Here is a 14,361-nt window from a genome sequence, read left to right as displayed (position 1 = left end):
TCGCTGACCGTCCACTCCGGGCGCACTGCGCGGTCGCTCAGTAACATCGGCGAGGGACGATATTCAGGCGGACCACTCCCCGACCGGATCGAGCGCCGACATGACGACCGAGCAGACCACGTCTCCCCCGCGTGCCGGTGTCGGCATCGCCGCTCAGGGGCTGGGCCAGAGCGTCCGGAGCGGTCGCCAGATCCTGGCCGATATCTCCCTGAACATCGCCCCGGGCGAGCTGGTCGCGATCATCGGTGCCAGCGGCGCCGGTAAGACCACCCTGCTGGAGATCCTCGCCGGGGTGCAGCAACCGGCGGCGGGCACCGTGACGTACGACGGCACCGCCGCGGCCGGCACCATCGGCGTCGTTCCGCAGGACGACATCATCCACCGCGAGCTGCCCCTGGCCCGCACCCTGCGGTACGCCGCCCGACTGCGTCTCCCCTCCACCACCGGACCGGCCGAGATCAGTGACCGGGTCGCGGAGGTCCTCGCCGAGCTGCGACTCACCGACCGGGCCGCCACGCCGGTCGGCCTGCTCAGCGGCGGTGAACGCAAGCGCGCCAGCATCGCCGTCGAGCTGCTCACCCGACCCGGCGTGTTCTTCCTGGACGAGCCCACCTCCGGGTTGGACCCGGCGATCGCCGTGGAACTGCTCCGGGTGCTCCGCGCGCTCGCCGACACGGGAGCCACCGTCGTGCTGACCACCCACCAGGTCACCGACGTGGACCACTGCGACCGGGTCGTCGTGCTGACCCGTCAGGGCCGCCTGGCGTTCACCGGCACCCCGGCCGCCGCCCGGGAGTTCTTCGGCCTGCGGTCCCTCGTCGAGGTGCACCTCCGGCTCGACGAAGCGACGCGACCCGACGAGTGGCCCGATCGCTTCGCCGAGCAGCGCGACACCGAGCAGCAGCGCGACACCGAGCAGCGCGACACCGAGCAGCCGTCACCTGCCACCGGCGACGGTGACAAAGCCCCGACGCCGCCCCGACGCGTCGGCCGGCTGCGCCAGTGGGCGGTGCTCACCACGCGCAACGCGGAGATTGTCGCCCGCAACCGGCTGACCCTGGCGATCCTGCTCGGCTCGCCACTGATGGTGCTCGGCATGTTCGCGTTGCTGTTCCGTCCGGGGGCGTTCGAGCCGACCAGACCCAGCCCGACGGTGACCGTGATGATCCTGTTCTGGATCGCGTTCGGCGGCTTCTTCTTCGGGCTGACCTACGGGCTCCTCCAGATCTGCACCGAGCTGCCGATCCTGCGCCGGGAGCGGCTGGCCGGCGTCCGGCTGGTCCCGTACCTGTTGGCGAAGGTCGCGGTGCTGCTGCCGGTGCTGGCCCTGGTGGACCTGGCCCTGCTCGGGGTGCTACGCGGCATGGACCGGCTGCCGCCGGTCGGCGGCGCCGACTTCGCCGCCCTGTACGCGACCCTGCTGCTCTCCTCGGCGGCGGCGCTCGCCCTCGGTCTGCTGTGCTCGGCGGCCGTGTCCGACGCGGCCCAGGCGACGCTCATGCTGCCGATGCTCTGCTTCCCGCAGGTGCTGTTCGTCGGCGCGATCCTGCCGGTGCCGGCCATGGCGGTCGGCGGTCAGTGGCTCAGCTACGCGATGTCGAACCGGTGGGCGTTCGAGGGCCTGGGGCACACCGCCGGGGTGGAGCGGCTCTGGCGCGACGGTGGCTCCCCGCTCGGCCCGCCGCTGCTGGCCACGTACGGCGACAGCTTCTCCCGGCCGGTGTGGGTCGACTGGCTGGTGCTCGGCGGTTTCGTGCTGCTCTTCCTGGGCGCGGCCTGGGCGGTCCTGGTCCGACGGGACTCCCGTCGTGCGTCCTGACCCGACGCCGCACACCTCCCCCGCGGCACTGCCGGGGTACGCCGCCACCGGCCGGATCGACGAGCTGCGCGCCACCGAGTACCGACACCTGGACACCGACGGGCAGGTGTACCTCGACTACGCCGGAGCCGGGGTCGCGGCCCGGTCCCAGATTCGGGCCCACCACGATCGGCTGCTCGCCGGCCTGTACAGCAACCCCCACTCGGAGAACCCCACGAGTGTGGCGGCGGGCTCGCTGGTGGAGTCGGCACGCCGCGCGGTGCTCGACTTCTTCCGCGCCGACCCGGCCGAGTACGCGGTCGTTTTCACCCCGAACGCCAGCGGCGCCTGCCGGCTGGTCGGCGAGGCGTACGACTTCGGCCGGGCCGCGCCGCTGGTGCTGACCTGGGACAACCACAACTCGGTCAACGGCATCCGCGAGTACGCCCGGTCGGCCCGCGCGTCCGTACGCTACGTGCCGCTGAGCGGGCCGGAGCTGCGGGTCGCCGAAACGGACCTGGTCGCCGCGCTCGACGCCGGCCGAAGCAGCCTGGCCGGTCGGTGGGGTCGGCCCGGTCGTCGCGGGCTGTTCGCCTATCCGGCGCAGAGCAACTTCTCCGGGGTGCAGCACCCGCTGGGCTGGGTCGAGCTGGCCCAGCAGCAGGGCTATGACGTGCTGCTCGACGCTGCCGCCTTCGCGCCGACGAACCGGCTGGACCTCAGCGTCGTCCGGCCGGACTTCGTCTGCCTGAGCTGGTACAAGCTCTTCGGCTACCCCACCGGGGTCGGCGCGCTGCTGGCCCGCCGTACCGCGCTGGCCCGGTTGCGCCGGCCGTGGTTCGCCGGTGGCACGATCCGCGCGGTCAGCGTGCAGGGCGACTGGCACCGGCCGATGGACGACGAGTCGGCGTTCGAGGACGGCACGCTCAACTTCCTGAGCATCCCGGACGTGGAGTTCGGGCTGCGCTGGCTCGACTCGATCGGCGTGGACCTCGTCCACGCCCGGGTCGGCCTGCTCACCGAATGGTTGCTGGAGCGGCTGGCCACGCTGCGGCACGACACCGGCGGGCCGCTGGTCCAGGTGTACGGGCCGACTTCGGGTGCGGGGCGCGGTGGCACGGTGACGTTCAACCTCCGCCAGCCGGACGGCACGCTGGTCGACGAACGGCTCGTCGCGCGGGAGGCGGCAGCGGCCGGCTTCTCCCTGCGTACCGGCTGTTTCTGCAACCCGGGCGCGGGCGAGGGCGCGTTCGGGATCAGCCGGACGTCCACCCGGCAGCGACTGTTGGCGGGGGTCGACACGATCGACCAGTACCTCGCCGCGCTGCGGCTGCCGACCGGCGGCGCGGTGCGTGTCTCGTTCGGACTGGCCTCCACGGCAACCGACGCGGAACGCTTCGTCGCCTTCGCCCAGTCGACCTACCTCAACCGGGACGTCGGGGCCGAGTCACCACTGCCACCTCGGCTGCGCTGCTGAACGGGTGTTCGCCGTCGGGGTCGGCGGCGCGGCCCTGCCGGGCGGCTCAGCTGACCTGGGCCACCGGCGCCGGGCGGTGCTTGATCTCCTCCATGAAGGGGAATCGGGCGGTCAGCTCGGCGAAGGTCAGGCCGGCTCGCCAGGCCGCGGCCACCTGGGCGACCTGCACCAGGTCCATGACGTCACCGCGCGCGAGAACCTCTCCCGAGACGCGAACGTCGATCATGAAGTAGCGGGCCTGCGATCCCAGCCCCACGCAGACCACGCCCTCGGCGGAGTGCAGCTCCGCGCAGGTGAACCGGGCCCGCCCCTGCTCCGGCGCGGTCACCCGGCCGACATCGAGCCCGTGCCGGGCAGCGGTCTCGATGAGCGCGGGGGCCAGGCCACCCCGCTCGACCAGATCCGGGTAGAGGCGCACACCCAGCGCCGTCGACGCCTCGCTCATGACTGACTCCCACTTCCTTGTGACAGAGACCAGCAGCGCGCAGGTTACGAGAACGTTTCCGGCACGCCTCGTCATCCTGTCCCGGGTGGACGCCCCACGGCAATAGGAAGGGTCGATTCGACCGCTATCGAGTAACGCCCGGCCGTGCCGAACTCCTTCGATGGGTCAGCGCCGTCCATCTCGGAGGCATCGATCAGTCGCACCGTGATGGCCGGGCTCGGCGCTCCACCGCTCACCGGTCAGCATCGGGCGGTAACGGACGGTCGTGATATTGGAAACAGTCTTGACAGAAAGACACGATATCGACATGCTTCGCTTTAGAGAGCGCTCTCTATCCTGGTAAACCGCCTTCACCACCACCCCCAAGCTGAGGAGCCTCCCGTGTTCACAGCCCGGCCCAGCCTCCGCTTCCGCCCCCTCGCACTCCTGGCGGCCGCCCTCGTCGCGACCGCGACGGCGCTCGTCGTCCCGGCGCACCCCGACCGGGCCGAGGCCGCCATCGGCCCCATCAGCTGGCAGGACGAGTTCAACTCCCCCGCCGGCACGCCCGTCGACCAGAACAAGTGGCGGTTCGACATCGGCGGCGGCGGCTGGGGCAACAACGAGCGGCAGTACTACACGAACAGCACCAGCAACGCCGTCCACGACGGCCAGGGCAACCTGGTCATCACCGCCCGCCGGGACAACCCCGCCAACTACCAGTGCCACTACGGGCGCTGCGAGTACACCTCGGCGCGGTTGCTGACGGCTTCCACCTTCACCCAGACGTACGGGCGATTCGAGGCCCGGATCAAGGTCCCGCGTGGCCAGGGCATCTGGCCGGCCTTCTGGATGCTCGGCACCGGCGGCGGGTGGCCCGACGCTGGCGAGATCGATGTCATGGAGAACATCGGCCGGGAGCCGAACACCGTCTACGGCACCGTGCACGGGCCCGGCTACTCCGGCGGTGGCGGCATCACGGGCAGCCGCACCCTGGGCGCGCCGCTCGCCGACGCCTTCCACACCTACCGGGTGGACTGGGAGCCGAACGTGATCACGTGGTACGTCGACGGGGTGCAGTACCACCGGGTCGATCCGGCGCGGCTCGGCGGCAACCGCTGGGTGTTCGACCACCCCTTCTTCATGATCCTCAACGTGGCGGTCGGTGGTAACTGGCCCGGCTACCCGGACGGCTCGACCCAGTTCCCGCAGCAGATGCTCGTCGACTACGTCCGGGTGTCCAGCTACACCTCCGGGGGCGGGGGCGAGCCGACTCCCGGCACCAACCGGATCAGGGGTGCGCAGAGCGGGCGCTGCATCGACATCCCCGGCGCCAACCCGGTCGAGGGCGCCAAACTCCAGATCTGGGACTGCAACACCACGGCGGCGCAGAGCTGGACCTTCGCCTCCGACGGGACCATTCGCGCGATGGGCAAGTGCATGGACCCCGCCTGGGCCGGCACCGCCAACGGCACCGAGGTCAACCTGGTCAGCTGCAACGGCAACACCGCGCAACGCTTCACTCTCAACGCCGCCGGCGACCTGGTCAACCTCAACTCCAACAAGTGCGTGGACGTACGGGAGGCCAACCCCAACAACGGCGGCAAGCTGCACCTGTGGGACTGCCTCGGCGCCGCCAACCAGAAGTGGTCTCGCGTCTGACGACACGGGCACCGGTGAGTGGGCCGTCCGAGAACAACTCGGGCGGCCCATCGCGGTCGGTGCCTGCGCTCACCTCACCCAACCGATTGCCTCGATGCGCGGGGAGCCCCGGCTTGTGCCCACTATGTTCGGATTAGTCCAGAATCCGGCAGTTCCGGGAGTGAGCTCATGTCGCACCACCTCGATACCCCCCTCGCCGCCCAGGGCGGTCAGCTGTACATCGACGACCTGTACGTTTTCGACGGTGACCGCGCCACGGTGTTCGTCATGGACGTCAACAGCTCGGTGACCAAGGCTGACATCAAGCGCGGCTTCCACGCCGAGGCGCGCTACGAGATCAAGATTCATATCAATGGCAGCGATAGGGAGGACCTCACCTACCGGTTCGCCTTTGGCGAGCCGGACGGCGACGCCCGGCAGGTCTTCCAGTTGTACGAACTCAGCGGGGCGGACGCCCGCGACGACGCCGCGATGGGCACCCCCATCGCCGAGGGTCGAACCGGCGAGGTGACGACCGGCGGCAACGTGCGGATCTGGGCCGGCCGGATCACCGACCCCTTCTTCGTCGACCTCGAGGAACTCGCCACCATCAACGGCGCGGTCAAGAACGGCTCCCGGGTGGACCGCTCAGCGTGGCGGGTCGACCAGGCCAAGAACAGCTTCGCCGGCACGACCGTCGAGTCGATCGTCCTTGAGGTCTCCCATGACGAGCCACTGCTGCGCGACGGCACCGAGATCGGCGTGTGGTGTCGCACCATGCTGGCCACCGACGCCGGCGGCTGGCGCCAGATCAACCGCGCCGGGCACCCGATGATGTGGCCGATCTTCTGGCCCCACGACACCGACTTCTCGGGCCCCGCCAACTTCCGGCACCCCAGCAACGACCTGACCGAAGGCGGCGAGGAGATCGCCAACGCGGTCGCCGGGGTCGTGAAGGCGAACGGCACCGCACCGGGCCCGCAGGCGTACGGCTGGAGCGTGGCCCGCCAGCTCTACCCGGACCTGCTGTCGTACAAGGTCGGCACGGCCGCGAACTTCGGCTTCGCGGTCCGCAACGGCCGCACCCTGGCCGACAACGCACCCGAGGTGATGTTCTCCCTGGTCCTCAACACCGGCACCACGGCCGGCCTCACCCCGGAGGTCACCAAGGCCGCCCGCTCCGCCACGTTCCCGTACGTGGTAGCGGCCTGAAACTGCTCGCAGGGCTCGTCGGCCAGCACGGCGCCGGCTACCGCCAGCGCTGCGATTCTGCTCGGACGATGCCGGCCCCGAAACGACATGCCCACTCCCAGCTTTCACTCCAGCCCCGAAACGGACTATATCTCCCTAAAACACCCGTATTTTTCGTACGGGGATAAAGCGGCTCGACGCCGATCGGGTACAAACGGACCGACCTCCTCGGTCACGCCGAGGAGGTCGGTCCGCTGAGGCTGGGGGCTGTCAGCCCTCGATGTCCCGGGGGTCACGGCTGCGGGGGTAGGTGTTCTTCTCCCCGATCGTGCCGTCCTGCTTCTTGATCACGTGTTCGACGCCGCGGTCGGCCGCCATCTCGCGGCCCTGGGCCTGCGCGTCGGCCTTCACGTCATGCGTACTGCTGGCCCGCTCGTGGCCCTCCGGCTTGTTCTTCCACTGCCCGTCCTCGTGGTAGGTCTCGACGTCACCCTTGGCCATGGCCGGCTCCCTCCCTGCGTCCGAACTGTCCCCGAATCAGTGCCCCCGAGCCGTGCCGGGCAAACTGCGGTCCTCAGGAGACGGCCGGGCAGTTGTTGCTCACCCGCCGGAGGATCTGTTCGCGTTCGTCGGTGGTGATGCCCGACGGGACGCCGTCGAAGTAGGTCTCGACCTTCTCCCAGCCACGGCGCTGCTCGTAGTGCAGGTGCGGCGCGCCGGAGTTGCCGGTGCTGCCGAGCCGCCCGATCTGGTCACCCTGGGCGACCTTCTGACCGACCGTGACCAGTGGCGGTTCGAGCATGTGCAGGTACTGCGTCTCCCACTTGCCGCCGTGGTCGATCTTCACCCAGTAGCCGCCGCCGCGCCCCCGTGGGCCATCCGGGTTCTCCGGGGTGCGGCCCCCCAGCGAGCCGTTGATGCCCGCCACGGTGACCGTGCCGGCGTACGACGCGAGCACCGGCCGTCCCCAGGTCTCGCCCTCGGTCGGGAAGAAATCGACGTCGTAGTCGTCGTGGCCGGGGTAGGTGCTCAGCTGCCACGTCTCGCCGCAGGTCACCGGCATCTGGAAGAGCGGGCGCGGCCCCGCCGGTCGCAGCATCGGCACCACGACCACCGCGACGCCCAGGACCGCCGCCGCCGCGACGAGCGCGAGGACAACGCGGATGGCTCGGCTTCGCGGGCGGCGGTGGGAACGGGCTCTGGTCGGGCGGCCGGTCGTCACCGGCCCGAGCATGGCAGATCCCGGCAACCTCCCAGCCCCGAGGTCACGCTCCCGCGGCGGTGACATTGCAGTCGCATCGCGAAGAGGGTACGGTCACATCCAATGCAGTTGTATTGCAAAGAGAGTGGGCTGCCATGCACGTGATCGCGTTGTCCGAGGTGACCGCCGCCATGACCGCCCTGGTCGGCGGCAAGGCGGCCGGGCTGGGCGAGCTGATCCGGCACGGCGAGCAGGTCCCCGACGGCTTCTGCGTCACCACCGAGGCGCACCGGCTCGGCGTCGTCCCCACGGCCGAGGTCGTCGCCGCGTACCAGCGGCTCGGCGCGGGTCCGGTGGCGGTGCGCTCCAGCGCCACCGCCGAGGACCTGCCGGACGCGAGCTTCGCCGGACAGCAGGACAGCGTCCTCAACGTCACGGGCGCCGCCGAGCTGGTCGCCGCCATCGAGAAATGCTGGGCTTCCCTGCACAGCGACCGCGCGACCGCCTACCGGGAGGCCCGCCAGATCGATCATCAGGCGGTACGGATGGCCGTCGTCGTGCAGCGCATGGTCACCCCTGCGGTGGCGGGGGTGCTGTTCACCGCGAACCCGCTGACCGGGCGCCGCGACGAGATGGCGGTCGACGCCGCTGCCGGCCTCGGCACGACCGTGGTGGACGGCGCCGCGGCGGTCGACCACTACGTCCTCGACGATGTCCCGCACACCGAAGCGGGATGCCTGACGGCCGCGCAGTTGGCCCGCCTGCGCGCCACCGGCGAACGGTTGCAGGCCCACTTCGGCTGCCCGCAGGATGTCGAGTGGGCGATCGACGCGGACGACGTGCTGTGGCTCCTCCAGTCCCGGCCGATCACCAGCCTGTTCCCCGCCCCACCGCCGAGCGGGAAGCCTCTGCCCCGCGTCTACCTGGAGTTCGGGCACGTCCAGGGCATGCTGCAACCGGTCACCCCGATGGGCATGTCGACCCTGCGGACGCAGATCGCCGCGATGCTCGCCGCGCTTGGGGTGCGGGTCGAGATCGTCGACATCGGCGGCCGCCTCTACGGCGACCTGACCGACCTCGCGCGCGACCGGTCGTCCCGCAAGCGTCTGGTGAAGCTCCTGGCGGTCGACTTCGGGCCGCGCGCCCAGGCGGTGATGCAGCACGTGCTGACGGATCCCCGGTTCGCCCCGACCAGCGGTGGCGCCCGGCGCGGCGGGGCATCGGGGGCCGCGTCGCTGCGGACGGCCGGCCGCGCGGTGGTGGGGATCCTGCGGGCGCTGACCCGTCCCGAGACCGCGCGGGCCCGGATGTTCGAGGCGATCGAGCAGCTGAGAGTACGCTCAGCCGCCCCCACCGACCTGCGTACCACCGCCGACCGGCTGCGCTTCGTGCAGGCGCGGGACGCCGACGCCGACGCCGACGACAGCGCCGACGCGATCATGTGGCCGATCGTCGCCGGGATGCTCGCCGCCGCGCTGCCAACCGCCCTGCTCAAGGGCGTCGCCGGCCCGGACGAGATCCACGCCGTGCTGGGCGGCATGCCGCACAACGTCACCATCGAGATGGACCTGGCCCTGTGGCGGCTCGCCCAGGACGCGGGCGAGCACCGCCGGCTTCTGCTCGACACCCCACCGACCGAGTTGGCCGCGCGCTACCTGGACGGCACGCTGCCCGACATCGGCATGGCGACCTTCCTGGACAGCTACGGTCACCGGGGCGTCGCCGAAGTCGACCTCGGGGTGCCGCGCTGGGCGGAGGACCCCACGCCGGTCTTCGCCGCGGTCGCCAACTACCTGCGGGTCACCGATCCGCAGCAGGGCCCCGACCAGCGTTTTCAGCGGGCCGCATCGGCGGCGGAGACAGCGCTGGAGGAATTGGTCGCCCGAGCCCGGCGGCGGCGGCCGGTGCGGGGCAGGGTCGCCGGTTTCCTGTTGCGCCGGGCGCGGTCGCTGGCCGGCCTGCGCGAGGCCGGCAAGTTCGCCGGGCTGTACCCGCTGCGCGAGACGCGCCGCCAACTGCTGCTCATCGGCGCCGACCTGCACGGCTGCGGGCTGCTGGACCAGCCCGACGACATCATGTTCCTGACCCTCGACGAGGTGCACACCGCCGTACACCAGGGTGCTGATCTGCGCGACACCGTCACCGCCCGACGGGCGGTGCACCGCCGGGAGCTGCGGCGTCGGACGGTGCCGGTGGCGCTGCTCTCCGACGGCACGGATGTCGAGACCGTCCTGCCGACGGCGCCGCCCGGCGACGGGGCGCTCGCCGGAGTGGGTGCGTCGGCGGGCCGGGTGACCGGCCCCGCCCGGGTCGTCCGCGACCCGAGCACCGCCCACGTCGAGCCCGGTGACGTCCTGGTGGTCGCGACCACGGACCCCGGCTGGACCCCCCTGTTCCTCACCGCGGCGGCGCTGGTCACCGAGACCGGCGCGATCATGGCGCACGGCCCGACGGTGGCCCGCGAGTACGGCATTCCCGCCGTCATCTGCGTGCCGGACGCCACCCGGACCATCTCCACGGGACAGCTCGTCACCGTGGACGGTGGCGCCGGAACAGTCACGCTCCACTGACCGCCGGCCCTCAAGCGAGAAGGACGACCATGACCGACACGAAGGCACCGACCAGGACGCGGGTGGGCCCGCTGCTGCGGCGGGCGGCTGAGGCCGAGGCCGCGACGTGGCGCAGCCTGTACGTGTGGGCGCGGCGGCGCCCACTGCCGCTGAAGCCCGGCGACGAACCGTTCGGCTACCTCGGCGTGGTCAAGCCGATCCTGGGCATCTTCATCGGCCTGTCCGTGGTGGAGATCCCGATCTTCGACATCGTGGTCACCCATGTGGTGCCGTGGCGGCCGGCCCGCTGGATCGTGCTGGGCCTCGGCATCTGGGGTCTGCTCTGGATGATCGGCCTGTTCGCCAGCATGACCATCCACCCCCACGTCGTGGGCGACCGGGGCCTGCGGGTGCGGCTCAGCTGGGGCATCGACATCTGGATCCCGTGGTCGGACATCGAGGCGCTTCGCAAGCGCTACCGCTCGCTGCCGTCGAGCAAATCGGTGCAGGTCGAGCAGGAGGGCGATCGTCGGGTGGTGTCCATCTCGGTCGGCAGCCAGACCAGCATCGACGTCCTGCTGCGTCGGCCGCTGACCTTCGACCTGCCGAAGACCGGGTCCGTTCCGATGAACGAGCTGCGACTGTACGCCGACGACCCGGACGGCCTGCTGCGCAGCGCGCGGGGCGCCCCCGCGAGCACCACCGTCAGCCGGTGACCGCCGCGCTGGCGGGGTATCCGGATCACCCACTGTGAAACGATCGAGGCCATGCCCAAGAAGGTCGATCACCAGGAGCGACGCACCCTCATCGCGGACGCCCTGATGCGGGTCGCCGCGGATCAGGGGCTGGAAGCCGTCAGCCTCCGACACGTCGCTACCGAGGCCGGCGTGTCCGCCGGGATGGTCCAGCACTACTTCCGGACCAAGGACGAGATAATGGCGTTCGCGATGGCGGTGGTCCGCGAGCGCGGCCAGGTCCGGGTCACCGAGGCCCTGGCACGCCTGGGCGAGAACCCCGCCCCACGGCTGCTGCTGCGCACAATGATGGCGGCGCTGTTGCCGCTCGACGACCGGACCCGCGACGACGGGCGGGTGGCACTGGCATTTCTCGCCTACACCGCAGTACGACCGGCGTCCGCGACCGGCCTGCGCGCCGACACCATGGAGCTGACCAGCTTCATCGCCAGCGTCCTGCCCAGCAGAGACGCCGCCGAGGCGGCCGGCCTGCTCGCGCTGATGGAGGGGTTGGGCGTCTATCTGCTCGGTGGGCAGTACACCGCCGAGCAGGCGCTGGGCGCGCTGGACGCCCAGCTGGACCTGCTCTTCGGCTCGTCGGCGGCCGCCTGAGCGGTCGTGGTCGTACCGCGCTTCAGCAGCGCGGCACGTTCGGGATGTACCCGTCGTAGCCGGTCAGCACGTAGGCGTCGGAGACGTAGCGGTTGGTGCCGATCCGGTTCCAGACGGCGGTCGTGCCGTACGGGCCGGTGACCGTGCTGCCGACGGCCTGGCAGTAGACGGCGACGGTGGCGCCGTCGGCGACCGAGCCGACGACCGGATAGCTGGCACCGGGGCCGGAGCGCACGTTGAGGCTGGACGCCTCGGTGTTCACCGTGCCGGAGCCGATGCCGGTGATCCCGTTCACCAACTGCATGTAGTAGGTCCAGTTCCAGTTCGGGCCCGGGTCGGTGTGGGTGGCACCGGGCACCTCACGGTGGGCGATGATGTGCGCCCGATCCCTGGATATGCCGTACTTCGTGGCGAGGCTGCGGGTGAGCGCGGCCGAGGCGCGGTACATCGCGTCGGTGAACCAGGCGGGATTGTCCACGTACCCCTCGTGCTCGATGCCGATCGACTCGGTGTTGTAGGTCCAGTTGCCGGCGTGGTGGGCGATGTCCTTCTCCCGCACCGACTGGGTGACGGCCCCGTCCGAGGAACGGAAGGTGTAGTGCGCGCTGACCTTTGCCGCCGGGTTTTGGAACCAGCTGACAGCGCCGGCGTACGAGCCCTGCGTCAGGTGGATGACGACGCGGGTGACCGGGTGGCTGCCCGGGCGGCTGGCCACCGTGTAGTTGCTCGTGCTGGCCGGCGCCCACGCGGCCGGTGCGTAGTCGGTGCTGAGGGTGCCGATCCCGCCGAGCACGGCAGCCCGTTCCAGGCCACCCCGCCGGGGCGCGACCGGCCGCCCGGCCACCGCCTCGCCGCGCCCGACGAACCCGGTGCGCAGCAGGTCGTAGACGGTGTCCGCGTAGAGCCGCGCGACCGGCGCCTCGCTGGCGCCGCCGTACCGGGCGACCGGTCCGTACCAACCGTTCACGTCGTCGCGCTCCGCGGCGGTGAGGCCACCCTGGTCGGCGTACGAGCGCAGCACGGCGGCCGCCCCGAACACGTTCGCCGCGGGTTGGGTCCGCAGCGCGGCCGGACTGAGCCGGGTGAGCGCGGCGGCCTCGTCCAGGGTGCGCACGCCGGGGCTGCTCGCCAGGTGCATCAGCCCGTGGCCGCCCGCCGCGCTCGGTGTGCTGGCGTGCATGTCCAGCCGCGACTCGGCGTACCCCAGCGCCACCAGCAGGTCGCGCGGAACGTCGTACCGCGCGGCGGCGGTGTCGAACGCGACGGCCAGCGGGGCGGCCTGCGCTGGCGTCCCGACGGGGTCGGCGACGGCCGGTGACGCGACCGCGACGACTCCGGTCAGTGCGCTGGCCAGGGCGAGCAGGATCCGGCCTCGGTGGAAGCTACGAACGGACATGAGCACTCCTTGCGGTGACTGAGGTTGGCGGCCGGTGAGCCGCCACCCTCGGCGGTCGAACTCGTCAGCACCAGCCGTTGATCGGACCGTTCACACCGGTCGACAGGTAGGCGTCGGACACCCAACTGCCGTCGCTCAACCGGTTCCACAGCGCCGTGGTGCCGTACCGCCCGGTGTGGGAGGTGCCGTTGGCGGAGCAGGAGATGGTGACGGTGGCGCCGTCGGCCACCGAGCCGAGCGAGCCGTAGCCGGCCCCCGGCCCGGCCCGTCGGGTGAGCGACCCGCCGCCGTTCGCGTCGACCACCCCCTGGTTGAAGCCGAGCGCGCCGTAGTTGTAGAGGCCCGCGCCGGCACCGGCCCACGCTGACCCGTGCCGCGCCCCGCCCTGGTAGGCGGCGGCACCGTTGGCCAGCACCCACTTGCCGATGTCGTGGCCGGCGATCGGCACGTACGCGCTGTTCTGTCGAAGTCCGAAGTGGACGTGCCGGCCGTAGGCGGCGCCGCCGCAGGTCACGTCGGTGCCGGTGTTACCCAGGGCGGCGCCCTGGCCGACACTGGCGCCGTTGACGGAGATGCTGTTCCACAGGTGGTAGTAGTCGGTCGAGTAGCCCCGGTCGTGGATGACCCGGATCCACCCCTGACACATCGTGTACGCCGCTCCGGCCCGCGCCGCGCGGACCACCTGGTCACCACCGGCCAGGTCGACCGAGCTGTACGGCAACTCGCTTCCGCCCCAGCCATGCGGGCCACTGGTGAGCGTCCACGTCTGGCCCACACCGAACGGCAGGGCCATTCCGGTCCGGTAGTCGCCGCCCGCGTACATCGGGGCCGGCGTGGTGGTGAGCACGCTTTTCTCCGGAGCCGTCATGAGGGGCGACTCGGCGGCCAGTTCGCCGAAGGCGGCCTCGCCGTCGAAGGCGATCCGCCACCCGGCGGGCTCGGACCGGGCGATGAAGATCGACCCGGTCGGGTGGGCGTCCTCCCGCCGGGGGGCGAGAGCGACGGCGGTGCCGAACGCCCAGCGGCCGCTGGTGCGGCTGACGGTGATCCGGGTGTCCGGTCGCGCGTCGGCCGTGGACAGCTCGGCGGAGCCGAGCAGTTTGGCGGTCACCGCGGCGCTGAGCGCGGGGGGGACCGCGGCGGCAGCGGCGCTGGGCGCCGCCCCGATCAGGCTCGTGACCATCAACAGGGCCGCGGCTGCGCCGCCGACCAGTAGCCGAGCGTGTCTCATCGTGGCCTCACTTTCGGATGAAGTCTCGGGCCGTCGGTGTCCGCCACGGGTGCCTCCTTCCGGATGATCATCCAGAGACAACCGTAAATATTGACACTGATTGTTGT

General features: G+C 71.3%; 12 protein-coding genes. 7 read left to right on the top strand and 5 right to left on the bottom strand.

Features of this window, described 5'->3' with window-relative positions; translation table 11 throughout:
- Window positions 1-100: 100 nt before the first annotated feature.
- The gene (locus tag AC5L30_RS07475; protein ID WP_494866179.1) at window positions 101-1,819 is read left to right on the top strand and encodes an ABC transporter ATP-binding protein/permease; all 1,719 of its coding nucleotides are present in this window, start codon (window positions 101-103) and stop codon (window positions 1,817-1,819) included.
- Window positions 1,809-3,275 carry an aminotransferase class V-fold PLP-dependent enzyme gene (locus tag AC5L30_RS07470; RefSeq protein ID WP_494866178.1) on the top strand — a complete coding sequence of 489 codons (1,467 nt, stop codon included), beginning with the start codon at window positions 1,809-1,811 and terminating at the stop codon, window positions 3,273-3,275. The genes AC5L30_RS07475 and AC5L30_RS07470 overlap by 11 nt, the downstream gene beginning before the upstream one ends.
- A gap of 46 nt (window positions 3,276-3,321) precedes the next feature.
- Here the strand turns inward: AC5L30_RS07470 and AC5L30_RS07465 are convergent, their stop codons facing one another.
- Window positions 3,322-3,720, bottom strand: coding sequence for a hypothetical protein (locus tag AC5L30_RS07465; RefSeq protein WP_494866177.1), 399 nt, complete (start codon window positions 3,718-3,720; stop codon window positions 3,322-3,324).
- A gap of 381 nt (window positions 3,721-4,101) precedes the next feature.
- On the opposite strand from AC5L30_RS07465, the gene AC5L30_RS07460 reads away from it, so the two are divergent.
- Together AC5L30_RS07460 and AC5L30_RS07455 are read left to right on the top strand one after the other, a co-directional pair.
- Window positions 4,102-5,361, top strand: coding sequence for a family 16 glycosylhydrolase (locus AC5L30_RS07460; RefSeq protein ID WP_494866176.1), 1,260 nt, complete (start codon window positions 4,102-4,104; stop codon window positions 5,359-5,361).
- 168 nt (window positions 5,362-5,529) lie between these two features.
- Window positions 5,530-6,552 (top strand): DUF4331 family protein, encoded by a 1,023-nt coding sequence (locus tag AC5L30_RS07455; protein WP_494866175.1) that lies wholly within the window; start codon window positions 5,530-5,532, stop codon window positions 6,550-6,552.
- Window positions 6,553-6,801: 249 nt separating this feature from the next.
- Here the strand turns inward: AC5L30_RS07455 and AC5L30_RS07450 are convergent, their stop codons facing one another.
- Window positions 6,802-7,032, bottom strand: coding sequence for a DUF2188 domain-containing protein (locus tag AC5L30_RS07450; protein ID WP_238643562.1), 231 nt, complete (start codon window positions 7,030-7,032; stop codon window positions 6,802-6,804).
- A 73-nt stretch (window positions 7,033-7,105) separates the two neighbouring features.
- Complete coding sequence (locus tag AC5L30_RS07445) at window positions 7,106-7,765, bottom strand: M23 family metallopeptidase (RefSeq protein ID WP_494866174.1); 660 nt, start codon at window positions 7,763-7,765, stop codon at window positions 7,106-7,108.
- A 122-nt stretch (window positions 7,766-7,887) separates the two neighbouring features.
- Here AC5L30_RS07445 and AC5L30_RS07440 point away from each other — a divergent pair, with 122 nt between their 5' ends.
- From AC5L30_RS07440 to AC5L30_RS07430, 3 genes are read left to right on the top strand one after another with little or no spacing between them, the layout of a single operon-like run.
- The gene (locus AC5L30_RS07440) at window positions 7,888-10,302 is read left to right on the top strand and encodes a PEP/pyruvate-binding domain-containing protein (protein ID WP_494866173.1); all 2,415 of its coding nucleotides are present in this window, start codon (window positions 7,888-7,890) and stop codon (window positions 10,300-10,302) included.
- A 29-nt stretch (window positions 10,303-10,331) separates the two neighbouring features.
- Window positions 10,332-10,997, top strand: coding sequence for a PH domain-containing protein (locus AC5L30_RS07435; protein WP_494866172.1), 666 nt, complete (start codon window positions 10,332-10,334; stop codon window positions 10,995-10,997).
- A 51-nt stretch (window positions 10,998-11,048) separates the two neighbouring features.
- A complete protein-coding gene (locus AC5L30_RS07430; protein ID WP_494866171.1) occupies window positions 11,049-11,627 on the top strand; it encodes a TetR/AcrR family transcriptional regulator in 579 nt (192 codons plus the stop codon).
- Window positions 11,628-11,649: 22 nt separating this feature from the next.
- Here AC5L30_RS07430 and AC5L30_RS07425 read toward each other — a convergent pair whose 3' ends face one another.
- Together AC5L30_RS07425 and AC5L30_RS07420 are read right to left on the bottom strand one after the other, a co-directional pair.
- Window positions 11,650-13,023, bottom strand: a complete 1,374-nt coding sequence (locus tag AC5L30_RS07425; protein WP_494866170.1) for an N-acetylmuramoyl-L-alanine amidase — start codon at window positions 13,021-13,023, stop codon at window positions 11,650-11,652.
- A gap of 64 nt (window positions 13,024-13,087) precedes the next feature.
- Window positions 13,088-14,254, bottom strand: a complete 1,167-nt coding sequence (locus tag AC5L30_RS07420; protein ID WP_494866169.1) for a M23 family metallopeptidase — start codon at window positions 14,252-14,254, stop codon at window positions 13,088-13,090.
- Window positions 14,255-14,361 lie beyond the last annotated feature (107 nt).

Source organism: Micromonospora sp. BQ32 (assembly GCF_059358895.1).
The sequence above is the reverse complement of the archived record's forward strand: the minus strand, read 5'-3'. Positions and strand labels throughout refer to the sequence as shown.

Coding starts and splice junctions, on each gene's coding strand:
- AC5L30_RS07475 (WP_494866179.1), top strand. CDS start 101: ATGACGACCGAGCAGACCACGTCTCCCCCGCGTGCCGGTGTCGGCATC.
- AC5L30_RS07465 (WP_494866177.1), bottom strand. CDS start 3,720: ATGAGCGAGGCGTCGACGGCGCTGGGTGTGCGCCTCTACCCGGATCTG.
- AC5L30_RS07455 (WP_494866175.1), top strand. CDS start 5,530: ATGTCGCACCACCTCGATACCCCCCTCGCCGCCCAGGGCGGTCAGCTG.
- AC5L30_RS07450 (WP_238643562.1), bottom strand. CDS start 7,032: ATGGCCAAGGGTGACGTCGAGACCTACCACGAGGACGGGCAGTGGAAG.
- AC5L30_RS07445 (WP_494866174.1), bottom strand. CDS start 7,765: ATGCTCGGGCCGGTGACGACCGGCCGCCCGACCAGAGCCCGTTCCCAC.
- AC5L30_RS07440 (WP_494866173.1), top strand. CDS start 7,888: ATGCACGTGATCGCGTTGTCCGAGGTGACCGCCGCCATGACCGCCCTG.
- AC5L30_RS07435 (WP_494866172.1), top strand. CDS start 10,332: ATGACCGACACGAAGGCACCGACCAGGACGCGGGTGGGCCCGCTGCTG.
- AC5L30_RS07430 (WP_494866171.1), top strand. CDS start 11,049: ATGCCCAAGAAGGTCGATCACCAGGAGCGACGCACCCTCATCGCGGAC.
- AC5L30_RS07425 (WP_494866170.1), bottom strand. CDS start 13,023: ATGTCCGTTCGTAGCTTCCACCGAGGCCGGATCCTGCTCGCCCTGGCC.
- AC5L30_RS07420 (WP_494866169.1), bottom strand. CDS start 14,254: ATGAGACACGCTCGGCTACTGGTCGGCGGCGCAGCCGCGGCCCTGTTG.